Below are 18,699 nucleotides of genomic sequence, written 5' to 3' on the forward strand. Positions count from 1 at the left end.
TCGCGGGAGCAGTTCCACCAAAATGCGCGGCAAGAGCGAAAATCCGGTCCTTCCGCTCGACCATCTCGTCCTTCGCGGGGACGATGCGGCCGATGCTCTCGTGCTGCGCGAGGGCGTTCTTAACTACAAGGACTTAAGAACGCGTGTCTCTCGTCTTGCTGCCTGGCTGGCGCGGGAAGTGCCGCAGCAAGGCGCGCGCGTGGCGAGCTGGGCGGCCAAGGGCGAACTGACCTGCCTGCTGCCGCTTGCTGCAGCGCGTGCCGGACTGGTTCACGTGCCGGTCAATCCGCTGCTCAAGCATGCGCAAGTCGCGCATATCCTTGCGGACAGCGGCGCGGCCATGTTGATCGGAACGCCTGCGCGCCTCAAGACGCTGGGTGAGGGCGATGTCCCTCACGAATGCCGCGTTATCGAGGAGCCTGCGGCCTTGGCCGCGGCGGCGGACCTTGGGGGGCACATGGGGCCCTCGAGCGTCGATGCGCAGGCGCTGGCCGCAATCCTCTACACCAGCGGATCGACCGGGCGACCCAAGGGCGTCATGCTCAGCCATGCCAACATGTGGCTGGGGGCAGAGGCCGTGGCCGATTATCTGGGGCTGGCAGGCGATGACCGCACCCTGGCGGTGCTGCCGCTCTCGTTCGACTACGGGCAGAACCAGCTGTTCTCGACATGGTATGCGGGCGGCTGCGTCATCCCGCTCGATTACCTGCTCCCACGCGACCTGGTGAAAGCGGTCGAGCGCCACGGCATCACGACGCTCGCGGCGGTACCGCCCCTGTGGGTGCAGGTCAGCGAACTCGATTGGCCGGCAGAGACCGCCGGAAAGCTGCGCCGCCTGACCAACAGCGGCGGTGCGCTTACCGTCGATCTGGTCCGCCACTTGCGTGCGCTGTTCCCGCAGGCCCGGCTTTTCCCGATGTACGGGCTGACCGAGGCGTTCCGCTCGACCTATCTCGATCCTGCGCTTGTCGACACGCACCCCACCTCGATGGGCACGGCGATTCCCCATGCCGAGATCCTCGTCATCAACGATGCGGGCGAACTGGCCGCTGATGGCGAGGAGGGGGAGCTGGTCCATTGCGGGCCGCTCGTCGCGCAGGGCTACTGGCAGGATCCGGAGCGCACGGCCGAGCGCTACAAGCCGGCGCCCGCAAGCTCTTACTATGGCGGCACCGCCGTCTGGTCGGGCGACCGGGTACGGCGCGAAGCGGACGGACTGCTCTATTTCGTCGGGCGCCGCGATGCGATGATCAAGAGCGCGGGCAACCGCATCAGTCCGCAGGAGATCGAGGAAGCCGCGCTCGCCACCGGCCTCGTTGCCGAGGCGGTGGCGCTCGGCCTTGCCGACGAACGGCTGGGTCAGGCGGTCCACCTGATCGTCAGGGCGGCCCCCGGCGCTGAAAACCCCGAACAGGAATTGCCCCGTAAACTCATGCAGGAACTGCCGAATTTCATGCAGCCCAAAGTCATTCACTGGCGCGCAGCCATGCCGATCGGCCCCAATGGCAAGATCGACCGCACCGGTCTGCAGACGGAGCTGGCGGCATGAAGGCGCTCGGTCCGATTCCCGCCGGGTTCACTTCCATCGACGGCGTGCTGGCTGTGGGCGGCAAACCGGTGACGCATTGGGTTGACCAAGCCGGCGGAACCCCGCTGTTCCTTTATTCGGCCGACCGCGTGCGCGACCGGGCTGCGGCGCTGCGTGCGGCGATGCCCGAGCGGCTGTCGCTGCATTACGCGGTGAAGGCCAATCCCTTTGCGCCGCTGCTTTCGGCAATGGCCGGCCTTGTCGATGGCTTCGACATTGCCTCTGGCGGCGAGCTGGAGATCGTGCGCGGTGCCGGGATCGCGCTCGACAGGGTCAGTTTTGCAGGGCCGGGCAAGCGCGATGCGGAACTGGAAGCGGCGATCCGGGCCGGGGTGACGCTCAATCTCGAATCCGAGGGCGAGGCGGCGCGGGCACTGGCGATCGCAGGTCGGCTGGGCGTCACGCCGCGACTGGCGATCCGGGTGAACCCCGATTTCGACCTCAAGGGCTCGGGCATGAAGATGGGCGGCGGCGCCAAGCCGTTCGGCATCGATGCCGAGCGTGTGCCCGCTCTCGTGCGCGAAGTGATCGCCAGCGGTGCCGAATGGCGCGGGTTCCACATATTCGCAGGCAGCCAGGCGCTCTCCGCCGAGGCCATTGCCGAGACCCAGGGCCAGACCCTCGATCTGGCGGCGCGCCTTGCGCAGGAGAGTGGAGCGCCACTGCCGCACTGCAATCTGGGCGGAGGCTTCGGCATTCCCTATTTCCCGGGCGACGAACCGCTCGACCTGTCTTTTGTCGGCGCCCGGCTGGCCGAGCGCTTCGAGAAGCTGCCCGACAGCCTGCGCGAAACCCGTTTCTGCATCGAGCTGGGGCGCTATCTCGTCGGCGAATCAGGTGTTTACATCGCGCGCATCGTCGACCGGAAAGTCAGCCACGGCGAAGTTTTTCTGATCACCGACGGGGGGTTGCATCATCAGCTCGCCGCCTCAGGAAACTTCGGAACCGTTGTGCGCCGCAACTATCCCTCGGCCATTGCCACGCGCTTCGGTGCAGAGGTCGAGGAGGAGGCTTCCATCGTCGGCTGCCTGTGCACACCGCTCGACAAACTGGCGGACAAGGGCGGGTTCCCTCGCGCTGACGTCGGTGATCTCGTGGCGGTGTTCTGTGCCGGGGCCTATGGTGCCAGCGCCAGCCCGGCCAGTTTCCTGGGGCAGGGACCGGCCCGCGAGCTGCGGGTCTGAAAAAGCCGTAAGGATTTAGGTATTTGCGCGTCCCTTTTTGGGACCTGCTGCCAATTGGCCTCTCAAGGCTAACGCTATGTTCACCCTTTTGACCGATAGCGGAAGCCGGATTTCGCCAGGTCCGCCGCTCTCGTGAGGATTGCGGCGGGTTGGCGCAGTGAGGGAAGTGCCCATGCCGTATCGCCGTCTGACCCGCCTGCTCGCCGTTTGCGCGCTTGCCGGCGTGACTCTCAGCGGATGTGCAGGCGGCGGTGCCGCGCCCGAGCTTCCCCCGGCCTCCTTTGTTGCAATGCAGGAAGGGCCGGGCGAGGAATATGTCATCGGCCCTCTGGATGAACTGACCATTTTCGTATGGCGCAATCCCGAACTGGGCGCGAAAGTGCAGGTCCGTCCCGACGGGCGCATCACCACGCCACTGATCACCGACATGCCTGCCGTGGGCAAGACCCCCTCGATGCTGGCGCAGGACATCCGCCTGCAGCTTTCCCAGTACATCGAGGACCCGCTGGTCTCGGTTATCGTCAACAAGTTCGCGGGAACCTTCAGCCAGCAGATCCGCATTGTCGGCGCGACCGAGAAGCCGGCGTCTATTCCCTACCGTGCCAACATGACCGTGCTGGACGCGATGATCGCGGTGGGCGGCCTGTCCGAATATGCGGCGGGCAACAAGGCGCACCTGATCCGCTTCGACAAGTCGACCGGCAAGCAGAAGGAATATGCCCTGCGGCTGGGCGATCTGCTGAAGAAGGGGGACAGCAAGGCCAACGTCATGCTCAGCCCCGGTGACGTCATCATCATCCCCGAAAGCATGTTCTAAGAGGGGCCGGCGCACGCGATGAACTCTCTCTACGAAGAGCTGCTGGCCGCAATCCACAGCGTCTGGCACCGGCGCTGGATTGCCCTGGGCATTGCCTGGGGCATCTGCCTGTTGGGTTGGCTGGTCGTGGCGCTGATCCCCAACAGCTACGAATCGCGCGCGCGCATCTTCATCCAGCTCGACGACGCGCTGGCCGAACAGGTGGGCATCGGCGTTGCCGACAAGAAGCGTGACATCGAACGCATCCGCCAGACCCTCACAAGCGCGGTGAACCTTGAAAAGGTCGTGCGTTCGACCCGCATCGGCGACACGATCGAAGCACCCAAGCAGATGGAAGCGGCGGTACTCGCCCTGGCCAAGAACGTCAAGGTTATCAGTCAGCAGGACAACCTCTTCGAGATCACCGCGACCGCCAATTATTCGTCGTTCTCCGATGCGGAAAACGCCAAGCTTGCCCAGAACATCGCCCAGAAGCTGATCGATATCTTCCGCGAGGAAAACCTGTCGGGCAATCGCGGCGAGATGGTCGAGACGCTGGAGTTCGTGAACCAGCAACTCGCCCAGCGCGAGAAGGAACTCGAATCGGCCGAGCAGAAGCGCACAGCGTTCGAGGCCGAGCATCCCGAATTCGCTCTTGGCGGGGCGGCCAGCGCACAGCGCCTTGAATCCTCGCGCGCCGAACTGCGCGGCGTGGAGGCCGATCTCGCCGCCGCACAGGCCGCGCTTGCCGCCATCGACGGCCAGCTTGCCGGTACGCCCAGGACCATCCCCGGGGGTAGCGCCGGCGGTGCATCGGCGGCTCTGGCACAGGCCCAGTCGAACCTTGCAGCCCTGCGCGCCCGTGGCCTTACCGAAGAGCATCCCGACGTGATTGCCGCGCGCAACCAGATCGCCTCGCTCAAGGGACCGGCGGCGCAGGAAGCGGCCAACGGCGTCGGTACGCCGAACCCGGCCTTTACCTCGCTGCAGTCGATCCGCGCCGAACGCCAGGCCAATGTGCAGGCGCTGATTTCCCGCAAGGCCGCATTGCAGTCCGATCTCTCCGGGCTGACCGCGCAGGCGATCCAGAACCCGGAATTCGCCAGCCAGGCCCAGCGGATCAACCGCGACTATGACGTCCTGCGCTCGCAGTACGACAAGCTCCTGCAGGACCGCGAGGAACTGCGCCTGCGCGGCGAAGTGAAGACCGAGCGCGAGGCCGTCAAGTTCGAAGTCGTCGATCCGCCGACGACGCCGCGCGCCCCGGTGGCGCCCAACCGCCCGATCCTGCTGCTGGGCGTGCTGGTCGTCGGCATCGGCGGCGGCTGCGCGGGTGCCTTCGCGCTCAGCAAGGTGCGCTCCGTCTATGCGACGGCAGCGGGTCTGGAGCGTTCGATCGGCCTGCCGGTGCTCGGCGCGATCTCTCAGAACCTGACCGATGCGGCCCGTGCGCTGCGCAAGCGCCGCCTCAAGTATTTCTACGGCGCCAGTGCCGCGCTCTGCGGGCTCTTCGTCGTGCTGCTCGCAGTCGAATTCATCCAGCGCGGCATGGTGGCCTGAAGGGAACGAGCGATGACCGAGCACTCCCGCATCCCGCTTCCCGGCAAGGCCGCTCCCGGTGGATCGCTGATCGAGCGCGCCACCGGTGGCCTCGATCTCAACAGCCTGATCGCCAAGCCCGCGCCGATCCCGCCCGAGGTGGCGAGCAGGATCCGCAAGCCGGCGCCGCCCGCAGTCGAGCAGCCTGCAGTACAGCCGCCAGCAGAACGGCCGCCTGCCGCGCAGGCTGCGCAACCAGACCCTGCCGTCGAGGTACCTCAACCAGCCGCGCAAGTGGCTGCTGCCCCGCAATCGCCTCCCGCTTCGCAGGAACGCACCGAATTCCGCGGTGTTCATCATCCCGTCGACCGCAATCGCCTGCGCGATCAGGGCCTGATCGTGCCCGAAGGGGCGGTGACCGCGAGCCTTGAGGAGTTCCGCATCGTCAAGCGGCAGCTGCTCCTCCAGTGCGCCGACTTGCGCCGCCAGAACGCAGGACCCGTCGCACAGCGCCTGCTCATCAGTTCTCCGCACCCGGGCGAGGGCAAGACCTACTGCGCGCTCAACCTCGCGCTTTCCATCGCGGCCGAAAAGGAAAGCGAAGTCCTTCTCGTCGATGCCGATTTCGCCAAGCCGTCGATCCTTTCCGCGCTCGGACTGCCCGGCGGTCCGGGGCTGATGGATGCGCTGATGGACGAGAGTATCGACGTTGCCGATTGCGTGCTGGGCACGGATATCCCGGGCCTCTGGGTGCTGCCGGCTGGTGACACCTCGAACACCGACAGCGAATACCTTTCCAGCTCGCGAACCCGCCGTGTGCTCGATCGCCTGACGCAAGGCGCACCGAACCGCGTGGTGATCTTCGATTCGCCGCCCGCGCTGGCAGCTTCGCCCGCCGCGGAGCTGGCCAAATACGTCGGTCAGGTCGTGGTGATCGTACGCGCGGATCGAACCGGGCAGGGGGCGCTGGAAGATGCGATCTCGCTCCTCGGTGCCTGCCCCAATGTGCAGCTTCTTCTGAACGCGGCGCAATTCAGCCCGAGCGGCCGTCGTTTCGGCACTTACTACGGATATCAGGGATGACGGCGAAGCGACGCCTCCGGACCGGCCTGGCGACGATGGCGACGATGGCGGCGCTGGCGGCCCTGTCGCTGCCTGCCGCAGTGCACGCGCAGACGCTTGGCTACGAAGGCGTCGGCGGGGGCGGGATGGACGGCGACCAGGCATCGGACGGTGCAGGCTCAGACACGTATTCCCCGCCAAAGGCGAAGGCGCGTGGCGGTCGGGGAGGCGGCCAGCGCCGCTTTGCGATTCAGCCCTATATCCAGGTCGATCAGATCGTCGACGCGGAGCTTTCGCCGGGCGATGACGTGCTCACTTACACGCAGGTTGCGGTCGGGGTCGATGCCAGCATCGTCGGGCAGCGCAATGCGGTTTCCGCCTCCGTGCGTTACGCGCGTCAGATCGGCTGGAGTGGCAAGGCGCGCGATGGCGATACCATCAGTGGACTCGTAAGCGGTTATGCCACGGTAACGCCAGGCGTGACGCTGGAGGCAGGTGCGCTTGCGACCCGGGTCAGCGTTGAAAACGGCGGCTCTGCGCTGGGCAGCAGTCTGGTTGGCGGCGACTCCTCGTCCAACATCTATTCTGTCTATGGCGGACCTTCGGTGGCAACCCGGGCCGGTGACGTTTCGATCAATGCCAACTACCGCGCCGGTTACACCAAGGTCGAGCAGCCCAATGCCTACATTGGCGACGCTGGCGGCGCATCGGGCGATATTTTCGACGAGAGCGTCTCGCACGTTGCCGATGTCGAGGCGGGCGTGGCGCCTTACGAGATCCTGCCCGTTGGCTTGGCCGCCGCGGGCAGCTTCTATCAGGAGGACATCTCCAACCTCGATCAGCGCGTGCGTGACATGCAGGCGCGCGCCATGGTTACGGTGCCGGTCAGCCGCACGGTCCAGGCCGTCGGTGCGATCGGGTACGAAGATGTCGAGGTGTCCAGCCGCGATGCCGTGCGCGATGCAGACGGCAACCCGGTGATCGGCAGGAACGGTCGCTTCAGGACAGACAAGAGCGCGCCGCGCCAGATCGCCTATGACGTGGAGGGCCTGATCTGGGATGTTGCGGTGATGTGGCGTCCCAGCCGGCGCACGTCGCTTTCGGCCCATGTCGGGCGACGTTACGGGGCGACCAGCTTCGGCGGTACTCTCGCCTATGCGCCGAACGACCGCAGCCAACTGAGCGTGGCAGTCTATGACAACGTCGCCGGCTTCGGTGGCCAGCTCAACCGCTTCCTCAACGATCTGCCCGATGATTTCGAGGCGGTGCGCGATCCGATCACGGGAGAACTGCGCGGCTGTGTCGATTCGCTCGAAGGCAGCAATTGCCTTGCCGGTGCACTCGGTTCGGTGCGGTCGGCCACGTTCCGGTCGCGCGGGGTGACGGCAAGTTATGCGATGAAGCTGGGACGCCTCAATGCAGGCGTGGGTGCCGGTTACGATCGCCGCAAGTTCATCGCCGCCGAGGGGACGGTTCTGGCCTCGGCCAACGGCCTCATCGACGAAAATTACTGGTTGGCGGCCTATTTGAGCGGTCGGCTCGGCCCCGATGCCGGCTGGAGCACGAATGTCTATGCCAACTGGCTTTCGAGTTCCGGCCCGCTGGGCGGCGACGTTGCCGGTTATGGCGCCACGGCGGCCTACTACCGCCTGCTGACGCAGCGCTTGCGGGCTACCGCGGCGCTCGGGATCGACGGGACGACCCGCAACGATCCCTCCATTGACGATATCTGGACCGCATCGGCCCTCGTCGGCCTGCGGTACAATTTCTGAAGTCCTAAGGAGGACGAGAGATGTTCGACGATTTCTACGGGTTCGAAAGCCGCCCGTTCCAGCTTACGCCCGACCCGGCGTTCTATTTCGAGAGCCGGACGCACCGCAAGGCGCTGTCCTACCTCGGCTATGGCCTCGCCCAGGGGGAAGGCTTCGTTGTCATCACCGGTGAAGTGGGTGCGGGCAAGTCGACGCTGGTCGCGCATCTCATGGCGACGATCGATCCCAGTCGCCTGACGGCGGCGCAGGTCGTCACCAGCGCGCTCGATGGCGAGGAAATCGTCCATGTCGTCGCACAGGCGTTCGGCCTGCCGGTTGCCGGGCACGACAAGGCCTCGGCGCTGGGTGCTATCGAGGGTTTCCTGCATGAAGAGGCGCGCCACGGTCGCCGCTGCCTGCTGATCGTCGACGAGGCGCAGAACCTTTCGGTCTCCGCGCTAGAAGAACTGCGCATGCTTTCGAACTTCCAGCTCGGATCGCATCCGCTGTTGCAGACGCTGTTGCTCGGCCAGCCGGAATTCCGCGCGACCCTGCTCGATAGCAGGGAATTGGAACAGCTGCGTCAGCGTGTCATCGCCACGCACCACCTCGAAGCGATGCAGGCAGACGAAGTGCAGGCCTATATCGAGCACCGCCTTTGTTGCGTGGGCTGGCAGGGCAATCCGCAGTTCGATGCGGAAGTTTTTGCCGGGATCTTCGAAGCGACGGGTGGCGTGCCGCGGCGGATCAACCAGTTGGTCAATCGCCTGCTGCTGCTGGGTGCGGTCGAGCAGCGTTCCGTGATCGATTTGGACGTCTTGTCACAGGTCCTTGCCGAACTGGATGCCGATGGGTCGATCTCGCTGGTAAGCCGCAAGGCTCCCGAGCCGAAAGTCGAGCGCAAGGGGCCTGCCATGCAGGTCGAGGCTGCCGAAACGGAGGGGGGCGAACGCGAAGTCCAGGTACAGGCCGAGCCCGTTCAGGCAGGCATCGATACCGAGGAAGTCGCCGCGGTGATCGAATCGGCGCTGGCTGACCGGGACGCGCAGATCACCGAACTGCAGCAGGCCGTGCTTGAACTCGCGACCGCAGCCGAAGCGCGCGAGCAGGAAGCTGCCGTCGCCAGTGAGGCGCGGGTCGCGGCTCTCGAAACGCAGCTTCAGGCGATGACCGGCCATGTTTCGGATCTCGAGGCGCGCCTTGCCGAGCATGACCGCATGCTGCGTCATACCCTGACAATGCTGATCGAGTGGATCGAAGGCGGCGAGGGCCAGCGCCGCGCCGCCTGATAGCCCCAGCCTTCGTTCGCGTCTGACCGGAGTGAGCCCGATGCCTGCCAGTCTCCCGATCAACGGTCTCTCGGTCGACGTCGAGGACTGGTTCCAGGTCGGCGCCTTCGAAACCGTCATTGCCCGCGAAAACTGGTCCACGCTGGCGGACCGCGTCGAGCGCAATTGCGATGCGATCCTTGCGATGTTCGCCGATGCCGGGGTGAAGGGCACCTTCTTCACGTTGGGCTGGGTGGCCGAGCGTCACGGTCCGCTGATGCGCCGCATCGCGGGTGAGGGGCATGAAGTAGCAAGCCACGGCTGGGATCATGAGCGCGTCTTCCGCCTTGGTGCTGAAGGTTTCGCACGCGATCTCGAACGCAGCCGCAAGGCCATCGAGGACGCCGCCGGTGTGGCCGTAACCGGCTACCGGGCACCGAGCTTTTCCATCGATGCGCGCACGCCCTGGGCCTTCGAAGTTCTGGCCGGACAGGGCTATGCCTATAGCTCCAGCGTCGCGCCGATCGCTCACGATCACTACGGCTGGCGCGAGGCGCCGCGCTTTACCTTCCATCCGCTGGCAGGCAGCGATTTCGTCGAGATTCCGGTCACGACGGCCACTTTCGCCGGCCGCCGTCTTGCCGCGGGCGGGGGCGGTTTCTTCCGCGTTCTGCCCTATGGCTTTTCGCGTTGGGCGATCCGGCAGGTGAACCGCGTCGAGGGCCGTCCGGCGGTCTTCTATTTCCACCCTTGGGAAATCGATCCGGACCAGCCGCGAGTCGAGAACGCTCCGCTTCGCTCGCGTCTGCGGCACTACACCAATCTCGATGTCATGGCGGCCAAGCTGCGCCAGCTCATCGACGAGTTCAGCTGGGGCCGCATGGACGAACTGGCCGCGCGCGAAGCTGGCAGGGCTTTGGCGCTGGCGGCATGAACGCGCCTTTCGCCCCGACCCGCGCGCAAGTGCGGCTGGCCGATCTGGCCGATCCGGATGAGGTCGCCCGGCTCGAAGGCTATGTCGCGGCGCATCCGCAAGGCACGCCTTTTCACCGTCCCGCCTGGTTCGTGGCGACTGCCCGTGCGACCGGCAACCGGTCATTCGCGCTGGTGCAGGAGCGGCACGGCGAACTCGTTGCCTTCCTTCCCTTGAGCGCGATCCATTCGCCCATCTTCGGGGATATGCTGGCCTCCAGCGGTTTTGCGGTCGGCGGCGGCTTGCTGGCGGATGAAGGCTCCGAACCCGGTGAAGTGCTGCGCGCCGCAGAGGAACTGGCGCTGCGTCTGTCCTGCCCGACTGTCGAGCTGCGCGGCGGCGTGCTTCCCGAGGCGGGGCAGGGCTGGGCCCTCAAGACCGAATCGCACTGCAATTTCGCACGGCCTCTGGCGGCGGACGATGAGGCGGAACTGCTTGCGATCCCGCGCAAGCAGCGCGCCGAGGTGCGCAAGGCGCTGGCGAATGACCTGTCCGTCGAGATCGGCACGTCCGAGCGTGACCGGTCTGCGCATTATGCGGTCTTTGCCGAAAGCTACCGCAATCTCGGCACGCCGGTATTTCCGCGCGCGCTGCTCGACGCCGTTGTCGATGCCTTCGGCGAGGATGCGGACATCCTGACCGTGCGACACGAAGGACGTCCCCTCGCCAGCGTGATCACGGTCTATCACCGGGGCGCTGCCATGCCCTATTGGGGCGGTGGCACATGGGAAGCGCGGCGCCTGCGCGCGAATGACCGGATGTATTATGAACTCATGCTCCATGCCCGCAGGCGCGGGTGCAGCACGTTCGATTTCGGTCGGTCGAAGACGCGAAGCGGAGCCTACCATTTCAAGCGCAACTGGGGCTTCGAACCCGAGCCGCTGACTTATGCCAGCTGGACCGCTCCCGGAGCCACCCCGCGCGAGGCCGACCCTGCCAGTTCCAAGTTGTCGCTCCAGATCGCGATCTGGCAGAAACTGCCGCTTGGCATCGCCAACCGCCTCGGCCCGCTGATCGCCCGGGGGATCGGCTGATGGGTGAAATCCTGTTCCTGTCCCACCGCATTCCGTTCCCGCCCGACCGGGGCGACAAGATCCGCTCGCACCACGTTCTCAAGGCGTTGGCGGGCATGGCTCCGGTCCACGTCGCCACGTTTGCCGACGATGAGCAGGACTTCGCGAGCGAGTCTGACCTCGCTGCGATTTCGGCAAGCCACCTGCTGCTGCGCCGGATAAAGCCGCTGCCGCTTGCCGCTATCGAAGCCCTGTCGTGGGGCAGGCCGGTCAGCCTCACCGCCTTTCACGACCGCCGCCTGAAGGGGTGGGTGCGCGAAACCCTGCGCAAGCGTGAAATCGACGTCATCTACGTCTTCTCCGGGCAGATGGCGCAGTACGTGCCCGACAGCTTCACCGGCCGCGTCGTCGCCGATCTGGTCGATGTCGATTCGGCCAAGTTCGAAGCCTATGGGGCGAACGGAAAGGGCCTGCGCAGCTGGATCGATCGTCGCGAAGGGCGCGTCCTCGGCGCGGAAGAAGCGCGCATCGTCCGCCGTGCCGACGCCAGCCTGCTGATCACTTCGCTCGAAGCCGAACTGCTGTGTTCGCGCCTGCCGCTGGATCTTGCTGGTAGTGCAAAGGTCCACGCGATGGGCAATGGCCTCGACAGCGCATGGTTCGACCCGGCCCTGGTGGAGCCCGAACCGCGCATCGTTCAGTCGGGCGGTCCGCGGATCATCTTTACCGGACAAATGGACTATGCGCCCAATGTCGCGGCGGTCCTGCGCGCTATCGATCGCATCATGCCTGCCGTGCGCGCGGCCTGCGGACATGCGACACTGCATGTCGTCGGCCGCAATCCGGTCGAGGCATTGCTTGCGCGCGACGGCGTGAACGGCACGCGGATATGGGGGCGCGTCGAGGATATTCGCCCGTGGCTCGCAGGTGCCGATCTTGCACTGGTGCCGCTGGACATCGCGCGCGGCGTGCAGAACAAGGTGCTCGAGGCAATGGCGATGGAACTGCCGGTGATCCTCACTCCGGGAGCGGCCAACGGCATCGATGCCGTCGACGGGCGCGATTTTCACATAGCCGACGGCGATGCCGCCATGGCCGGTGCGATCCTCGCCTTTTCCCAGAGCGCGGCGCGCAAGCAGGCCAAGGGTTCGGCTGCACGCCGTTGGATCGTTGAAAACGCAAGCTGGTCGGCCGCGCTGTCGCGCCTGCCTGAATACATCGGTCGTGCATGCCCACGCCTGAGCGACGTTGCCTGACATGCGCTCCTTCGCCGAAGTCCTCCATTCCGGAGGAGGCCCGATTCCTGCAAGCTGGCACGGTCCGCTCCTGCGACTGGCAGGGGTCTGGCTCGTTCTTCTTGGCGCATTCGCCGCGGACTGGGCGGCGATGGTGCGGCAGTGGTGGGACATCTCTACCTACAACCATATCCTACTGATCCCGCCGATCCTTGGCTGGTTGGTCTGGCAGCGCTGGGGCGAATTGCGCAAGCTTGAGCCGCAGGCGTGGTGGCCGGGCCTGCTTCTGTTGGGAGCAGCCGCCTTCATCTGGTTGCTGGGGGCGATATCGGGACTGGATCTTGCGCGGCAGGCCGGGGCCATCGCCATGCTGGGCGCGAGCGTTCCGCTGCTGTTGGGCCCGCAGGTGAGCGCAGGGTTGCTGTTCCCGCTGTGCTACCTCGCCTTCCTCGTCCCGCTGGGCGAGGAACTGGTGAACGTCCTGCAGATGATTACGGCCAAAATTACGGTCGGGCTCACGCACCTGAGCGGCATTCCCGCTGTTATCGACGGCGTGTTCATCGATACCCCGGCTGGCCTGTTCGAGGTGGCCGAAGCCTGCTCGGGTGTGAAGTTCCTGATCGCGATGGTCGCATTCGGCGTTCTGGCCGCCAATGTCTGTTTCGTCAGTTGGCCGCGCCGGATCGCCATGGTCGGAGCGTGCGTGGTCGTGCCGATCCTCGCCAATGGCGTCAGGGCATGGGGCACGATCTATGCTGCGCAGTGGTTTGGCGCAGACGTCGCGGCAGGCTTCGATCATATCGTCTATGGCTGGTTCTTCTTCGCCATCGTGCTGGGGCTCGTCATCCTCGGGGCCTGGCGGTTCTTCGACCGTCCGCCGGCCGATCCCATCATCGATGCCGAAGCGATCCGCGGCCATGCGGTACTGGCACGCCTTTGCGCAATGGAGGTGAGTTACACCTTCGCTCTGCTCGGCCTTGTTGCCCTGTTGTTCTTGGCGCGCGGCTGGGCCTTTGGAGCCGACCGGATCGCTGCGCCCCTGCCGGCGCAAATTCACCTTCCAGAAGTCTCCGGCTGGAGCCGCGCGGACTATGCACCAGCGATCTGGTGGGAACCGCAAGCGTCAGGGGCGGAGCACCGCCTGCTAGGCCGCTATGTCGATGGCGAGGGCGGCAAGGTGGACGTCTTCCTCGCGCTCTATGCCTCGCAGGGGGAAGGACGCGAAGCCGGCGGCTTTGGGCAGGGCGCGCTGATGCCGGACAGCGCCTGGGCATGGCAGGGGCCGGGCAGGGCCTTCGCCAGCGGCAGGAGCGAACGGCTGCTCGGTGCCGGCAAGGTCGAGCGGCTGGCCGTCACCTGGTATCGCAACGGAGACCTGCTGACAGGAAGCAATGCGCGTCTCAAGCTGGCGGTGATCGGCAATCATCTTCTCCTGAGGGCACGCCCGACGACGATGCTGATCGTCTCCGCCACGGATACGCCTGACCAGCCCGCTGCCGAGGCCATATCGCGCTTTGTGTCATCCACCGGACCGCTGGACGCGTGGATGGACCGCGTCGCCCAACTCCGGTAGGTACCCGTCTGCATGTGCGGCATTGCCGGTATCTATCATCTTGAAACGCCCAAGCCCGTCGACCCCGCAAGGGTCGAGGCGATGTGCGACGCCATGGTCCATCGCGGGCCAGACGGCCACGGCGTATGGACGGCGCCGGGCGTAGGGTTGGGGCATCGACGCCTGTCGATCATCGACCTTGCCGGCTCGCCTCAGCCGATGGCGTCGAGCGACGGCCGCGCGATGCTCGTGTTCAATGGTGAGATCTACAACTACCGCGAGCTGCGCGAGGAACTGCGCAAGGCGGGCGCGATGTTCCACACCGATGGCGACAGCGAAGTCATTCTCGCTGCGTGGCAGCGCTGGGGCCCGGAATGCGTCAGCCGCCTGCACGGGATGTTCGCCTTCGCCCTTTACGACTGCGAGGCGCGCACGCTGTTCCTCGCTCGTGACCGTCTGGGCGTGAAACCGCTGTTCATGGCGCCCCTGAGCGACGGAAGTCTGGCGTTCGGCTCCGAACTCAAGGCGCTTCTCGCCCATCCGATGCTGCGGCGGGAAGTCGATCCGCTCGCTGTGGAGGATTACCTGGCCTGGGGCTACGTGCCCGACAGCAGCTCCATGCTGAAGGGCGTGATGAAGTTGCCCGCTGGCCATTCGCTGCTCCTGCAGCACGGCAAGGCGATGCCTGCCCCAAGGCAGTACTGGGACGTTTCCTTCGCCGAGCGTCGCAAGGGCAAAGTGGAGGATCTCGAGGCCGAATTGCTGCACCTGATGCGGCAGGCGGTGACCTCGCGCATGGCAGCGGACGTTCCGCTCGGGGCATTCCTCTCGGGCGGGGTCGACAGTTCGAGCGTGGTGGCCCTGATGGCGGAGGCATCTTCGCAAGCCGTGCGCACCTGCTCCATCGGCTTCGATGTCGCTGCGCTCGACGAGACGGCTTACGCGAGTCAGGTCGCGCAGCGCTATGGCACCGATCACCAGGCCCGGCAGGTCTCACCGGACGACTTCGGAATGATCGATGCACTGGCGGGCATGTTCGACGAGCCGTTCGCCGATGCCTCGGCGCTGCCGACATGGCGCGTTTGCCAACTGGCGCGCGAAAGCGTGACCGTTGCGCTGTCCGGCGACGGCGCGGACGAGGCGCTTGCGGGCTATCGCCGGCATCTGTTCCAGTACGGAGAGGATCGCATTCGCGCGCTTGTGCCGCAGGCGGTGCGCGCACCGGTCTTCGGAACGCTGGGCGCGATCTATCCCAAGGCTGACTGGGCGCCGCGCCCGCTGCGGGCGAAGACGACACTGCTTTCGCTGGCCGGCGATTCCGCGGAAGGTTATGCGCGTGCGATCGGTTTTACCCCGCCGGAACTTCGCGACAGTCTCTACTCGCCCGAATTCCTCCGCCTGCGTGGGGATTATCGTGCCGAGGCGCCGCTGCTGGACCTGATGCGCCGCGCGCCGGCGCGCTCCGGACTGGACCGGGCGCAGTATGCCGATCTCAAGGCGTGGCTGCCGGGAGACATCCTGACCAAGGTCGACCGTACGAGCATGGCTGTCAGTCTCGAAGCGCGCGAGCCCTTGCTCGATCACCGGCTGATCGAATTCGCCGCCAGCCTGCCCGAATCGATGCGCGTGCGCAGCGGGCAGGGCAAGTGGCTGATGAAGCGCACGATGCAGCGATTCCTGCCGGACGACATCCTCTATCGCCCCAAGCAGGGCTTCGTGACGCCGATTGCCCAGTGGTTTCGCGGTCCGCTGGCCCAGGTAGCCCGGGACGTCTGCTCCAGCGCACAGCTGGCCCGGACCGGCTGGTTCGACAGCCGCCGCCTGACGGGTCTGGTCGATGCCCATCTTGCGGGAACTTCTGACAATTCCCGGCTGCTCTGGCAGTTGTTGATGCTTGAGAAGGCATTTACCAAGTTGGGTATTGCCTGAACCCGCCTGCGGGCTGGATAAACCGGTCTTGACCAGCCTGTGTAAAAGCCGGGAATTAACTACACCCAATCTTAGGACATTTACTCTAGGCCATCCCTGAGAAGCGTCATTGAAGGACGTGTATGAAGGTCAAGGTCTACGATTCTCGGACGAAAAATGCGGGGGATTCCCGCGGTGCTGACGTGCACCCGACGTCCGTGAATGCCGTGGAACGAAGGGTGAGGCCGAAATGACCGATCTCAAGGCCCGTTTCCGCAAGTTCTGGAGCAATGCCCGCTTCCGCATCGTCTTCTGGGCGACGCTGACCGGCGTACTGTGCGGTGTCTCGGGCGTTGGTTTGCCGGTCGAGGATGTGCTGTCGAACCTCAGAAATTACCTCAGGATTCATCCGTCTAAGGGTGAAATCGCGATGGTCCTGCAGGACACGAACACGCTTAATGCCTTGGGCGCGATGGACGTGTCACGTTCGAATGACGCCGTAGTCGTCGATGCGCTCTTCAAGGCTGGGGCGAAGCGCGTGTTTTTCGATCGAGCGCTGAGCTATTATGCTGACAACAAGGGCAACGATGAGTTTGTCGAAGTACTGAAGAAATATCCGAACAGGGTCTTTCTTGGTGCGATGCCAAGCAACAATGGCGTAGGCGGCAATTACGCTGCGTCGCTACCTGTTCGTCAGTTCCGCAAAGAGGCGCATGTTGTCTCTTTGCTGGCCCTGTTCCATCCTTTCAACTTGAACATGAGTATACCCTTTTCATCGGATAGTCCGATGGGACAAATTCCCAGCATGTCGGTCGCAATTGCAGGATTGAAAGATTATCCTGATGGCGTTTTTCAGCCAGACTATTCTATAGATTACAAGACGATACCGACCTCGAGCTATATCGATGTAATTCGAGGGAAGCTCGATGTCAGTTTGGTCAGCGGCAAAGATGTAATTATCGCACCTGGCGCGATCAGTTATAACGATATCCATCCGTTGCCGGGGCAGGGCTACGCTCCGGGCGGATATGCACATGCAATTGCTGCAGAGACCCTCAAACGCGGATTGCCGGTTCAGTTGGGATGGCTTCCGCCATTTCTGCTTGTATGCGTCATCATCGTCTCTGGCCTGGGCCGAGGGCGAGTTTTCGATGTATATCGCTTTAGCGGCCTGACTGTGGTCCTTATCGCGGCTCCTTTCGTCCTTAATTACATTAGTGTACAGGTTGCGATCTTCCCTGCCTTGGCGACAGCTGCGGTAGCAGTCTTCCGCATGCGAAACCTTGATCGTGTCGAAGTGGCTGGCGAGACCAACGCAGGATCGGGACTTCCTAGCGTTCAGGCGCTGCGCAACTACGAAGCGATGTCCACCAAGATTCTGGTTGCTCTCAAAATCCGTAACTACGGCGCTATAATCGGAAGCTTCGCCGAGCATGTTGAAGCGCAGGTTGCGCACGAAATTGTCCGGCGAATCCGCATTAGCGATCATGACGTTACCGTCTATCACGAAGGCGGCATGTTCCTGTGGCTGTCCAACATTCGCAGCACTTTCGATCTGTTCGAGAACCTCGAGGGCCTGCATCGCATTGTCCAGAACGGCATCCAGGTCAGCGGCATGGACATCGACCTGTCGTTCAACTGCGGCATCGATTCCGAGTTCGACCGGACAGTCTCGAGCCGTGTCGCGAGCGCTATGCAGTCGGCCGAGGAAGCGGTTCGCAATGACGAACTGGTCTATCAGCATGACAGTCGCCGGCACGAGGCGCAGTGGGAGCTCTCGCTGCTGACCCAGTTGGACCGGGCCATCGACAATGGCGAAGTCTGGGTGGCCTATCAGCCCAAACTCGATGTGAAGACCAACCGTATCGCCGGAGCGGAGGCACTCGTTCGCTGGACGCATCCCGAACGCGGGCCGATCAGCCCGGACAAGTTCATCCGCATTGCCGAGGAATTCCATCGGATCGAACGCATCACGCGCTTTGTCGTCAACGAAGCGGTGCGTTCAGCCGTAGACCTTGCGCAGATGGGATACGACTTCTCGATGTCGGTCAATATCTCGGCCCAGCTCCTGCGCAATCCGGGCCTTCCGGGAATGATCTCGGAGATTCTGGCTGCCCACGGTCTGCCTCCCGAGAAGCTGGTCCTTGAAATCACCGAGACCGATCGTCTCGATCGCAGTTCGCGCACCTTCCAGATGCTTCAGCGCCTGGTCCAGTCAGGACTGCGCCTGTCGATCGACGATTTTGGCACCGGTAACGCGACGATCGACTACTTGCGTTACCTTCCGGCCTCGGAGATCAAGATCGACAAGGTCTTCGTTCAGGCCATGGAGGCCAACAAGGAAGACTATCTGCTCGTCCAGTCGATCATCGAAATGGCCCATTCGCTCGACCGCATAGTGGTCGCGGAAGGGGTCGAGACAGGGACTGCGCTCGAAATTCTCAAGGGCATGGGGTGCGATACGATCCAGGGTTACTACGTCAGTCGTCCCGTCCCGTTCATGGACCTGATCGATAATATCGAAAGGAAGCACGTCCGAATGAATGGTTAAAAAAGTCTTGCTGACTTCTTAACTCATTGTTATCCATATGGGCAGCCGCAAAAACGCGGCGGTTCACATGGGGAAATACAATGTACAGCTGGCTTTGGGGCGGCCTCGGTCGCTAAAAATCGGACTGTCAGCGACCTCTTCGAGAGTAAATGTCTCGACGGGTCGCGGCGTCTTCCAATACCGATTTCTGGGCATTTATCGCTCTAAATCAGGTATTTAACGGATGCATTTAGCTCCGTAACGAAGCGCTCTGGCCGCGTTGGCTCAGGGCGCTTTTGA

13 protein-coding genes are annotated in these 18,699 nt (G+C 64.2%); all 13 read left to right on the plus strand.

What is annotated here, in order from left to right; genetic code table 11:
- Nucleotides 1–22: 22 nt before the first annotated feature.
- The 13 genes from SPHV1_RS13030 to SPHV1_RS13090 all read left to right on the plus strand — a co-directional run bounded on the left by SPHV1_RS13030 (nt 23) and on the right by SPHV1_RS13090 (nt 18,420).
- Entirely contained in the window at nt 23–1,549 is a 1,527-nt protein-coding gene (locus tag SPHV1_RS13030) for an acyl-CoA ligase (AMP-forming), exosortase A system-associated (protein ID WP_054946470.1), read from the plus strand.
- On the plus strand, nt 1,546–2,772 hold the full coding sequence (locus tag SPHV1_RS13035) for a pyridoxal-dependent decarboxylase, exosortase A system-associated (RefSeq protein WP_054946471.1): 1,227 nt from the start codon (nt 1,546–1,548) through the stop codon (nt 2,770–2,772). Before SPHV1_RS13030 ends, SPHV1_RS13035 begins: the two co-directional genes overlap by 4 nt.
- 172 nt (nt 2,773–2,944) lie before the next feature.
- On the plus strand, nt 2,945–3,589 hold the full coding sequence (locus tag SPHV1_RS13040; RefSeq protein ID WP_054946472.1) for an XrtA/PEP-CTERM system exopolysaccharide export protein: 645 nt from the start codon (nt 2,945–2,947) through the stop codon (nt 3,587–3,589).
- Between the two features lie 18 nt (nt 3,590–3,607).
- Nucleotides 3,608–5,128: an XrtA system polysaccharide chain length determinant gene (locus tag SPHV1_RS13045; protein ID WP_054946473.1), complete on the plus strand. Its 1,521-nt coding sequence runs from the start codon at nt 3,608–3,610 to the stop codon at nt 5,126–5,128.
- Between the two features lie 12 nt (nt 5,129–5,140).
- Entirely contained in the window at nt 5,141–6,190 is a 1,050-nt protein-coding gene (locus SPHV1_RS13050; RefSeq protein ID WP_054946474.1) for an AAA family ATPase, read from the plus strand.
- Nucleotides 6,187–7,941, plus strand: coding sequence for a hypothetical protein (locus SPHV1_RS13055; protein WP_054946475.1), 1,755 nt, complete (start codon nt 6,187–6,189; stop codon nt 7,939–7,941). The genes SPHV1_RS13050 and SPHV1_RS13055 overlap by 4 nt, the downstream gene beginning before the upstream one ends.
- Nucleotides 7,942–7,961: 20 nt before the next feature.
- Complete coding sequence (locus SPHV1_RS13060) at nt 7,962–9,209, plus strand: XrtA/PEP-CTERM system-associated ATPase (RefSeq protein WP_054946476.1); 1,248 nt, start codon at nt 7,962–7,964, stop codon at nt 9,207–9,209.
- A gap of 40 nt (nt 9,210–9,249) precedes the next feature.
- Nucleotides 9,250–10,122, plus strand: a complete 873-nt coding sequence (locus tag SPHV1_RS13065; protein ID WP_054946477.1) for an XrtA system polysaccharide deacetylase — start codon at nt 9,250–9,252, stop codon at nt 10,120–10,122.
- The gene (locus SPHV1_RS13070; RefSeq protein ID WP_054946478.1) at nt 10,119–11,195 is read left to right on the plus strand and encodes a FemAB family XrtA/PEP-CTERM system-associated protein; all 1,077 of its coding nucleotides are present in this window, start codon (nt 10,119–10,121) and stop codon (nt 11,193–11,195) included. Before SPHV1_RS13065 ends, SPHV1_RS13070 begins: the two co-directional genes overlap by 4 nt.
- A complete protein-coding gene (locus SPHV1_RS13075; RefSeq protein ID WP_054946479.1) occupies nt 11,195–12,430 on the plus strand; it encodes a TIGR03087 family PEP-CTERM/XrtA system glycosyltransferase in 1,236 nt (411 codons plus the stop codon). The genes SPHV1_RS13070 and SPHV1_RS13075 overlap by 1 nt, the downstream gene beginning before the upstream one ends.
- Nucleotide 12,431: 1 nt before the next feature.
- A complete protein-coding gene (gene xrtA / locus SPHV1_RS13080) occupies nt 12,432–13,982 on the plus strand; it encodes an exosortase A (protein WP_054946480.1) in 1,551 nt (516 codons plus the stop codon).
- 12 nt (nt 13,983–13,994) lie between these two features.
- Complete coding sequence (locus SPHV1_RS13085; RefSeq protein WP_054946481.1) at nt 13,995–15,890, plus strand: XrtA/PEP-CTERM system amidotransferase; 1,896 nt, start codon at nt 13,995–13,997, stop codon at nt 15,888–15,890.
- A 229-nt stretch (nt 15,891–16,119) separates the two neighbouring features.
- Nucleotides 16,120–18,420 carry an EAL domain-containing protein gene (locus SPHV1_RS13090; protein ID WP_054946482.1) on the plus strand — a complete coding sequence of 767 codons (2,301 nt, stop codon included), beginning with the start codon at nt 16,120–16,122 and terminating at the stop codon, nt 18,418–18,420.
- Nucleotides 18,421–18,699: the final 279 nt, after the last annotated feature.

Origin of the sequence: Novosphingobium sp. KN65.2 (genome assembly GCF_001368935.1) — a bacterium.
Lineage (GTDB): Bacteria > Pseudomonadota > Alphaproteobacteria > Sphingomonadales > Sphingomonadaceae > Novosphingobium > Novosphingobium mathurense.

Bases quoted from the DNA above. Each gene is read 5' to 3' on its own strand.
- SPHV1_RS13030 (WP_054946470.1), top strand. From the start codon at position 23: ATGCGCGGCAAGAGCGAAAATCCGGTCCTTCCGCTCGACCATCTCGTC.
- SPHV1_RS13035 (WP_054946471.1), top strand. From the start codon at position 1,546: ATGAAGGCGCTCGGTCCGATTCCCGCCGGGTTCACTTCCATCGACGGC.
- SPHV1_RS13040 (WP_054946472.1), top strand. From the start codon at position 2,945: ATGCCGTATCGCCGTCTGACCCGCCTGCTCGCCGTTTGCGCGCTTGCC.
- SPHV1_RS13045 (WP_054946473.1), top strand. From the start codon at position 3,608: ATGAACTCTCTCTACGAAGAGCTGCTGGCCGCAATCCACAGCGTCTGG.
- SPHV1_RS13050 (WP_054946474.1), top strand. From the start codon at position 5,141: ATGACCGAGCACTCCCGCATCCCGCTTCCCGGCAAGGCCGCTCCCGGT.
- SPHV1_RS13055 (WP_054946475.1), top strand. From the start codon at position 6,187: ATGACGGCGAAGCGACGCCTCCGGACCGGCCTGGCGACGATGGCGACG.
- SPHV1_RS13060 (WP_054946476.1), top strand. From the start codon at position 7,962: ATGTTCGACGATTTCTACGGGTTCGAAAGCCGCCCGTTCCAGCTTACG.
- SPHV1_RS13065 (WP_054946477.1), top strand. From the start codon at position 9,250: ATGCCTGCCAGTCTCCCGATCAACGGTCTCTCGGTCGACGTCGAGGAC.
- SPHV1_RS13070 (WP_054946478.1), top strand. From the start codon at position 10,119: ATGAACGCGCCTTTCGCCCCGACCCGCGCGCAAGTGCGGCTGGCCGAT.
- SPHV1_RS13075 (WP_054946479.1), top strand. From the start codon at position 11,195: ATGGGTGAAATCCTGTTCCTGTCCCACCGCATTCCGTTCCCGCCCGAC.
- xrtA (WP_054946480.1), top strand. From the start codon at position 12,432: ATGCGCTCCTTCGCCGAAGTCCTCCATTCCGGAGGAGGCCCGATTCCT.
- SPHV1_RS13085 (WP_054946481.1), top strand. From the start codon at position 13,995: ATGTGCGGCATTGCCGGTATCTATCATCTTGAAACGCCCAAGCCCGTC.
- SPHV1_RS13090 (WP_054946482.1), top strand. From the start codon at position 16,120: ATGACCGATCTCAAGGCCCGTTTCCGCAAGTTCTGGAGCAATGCCCGC.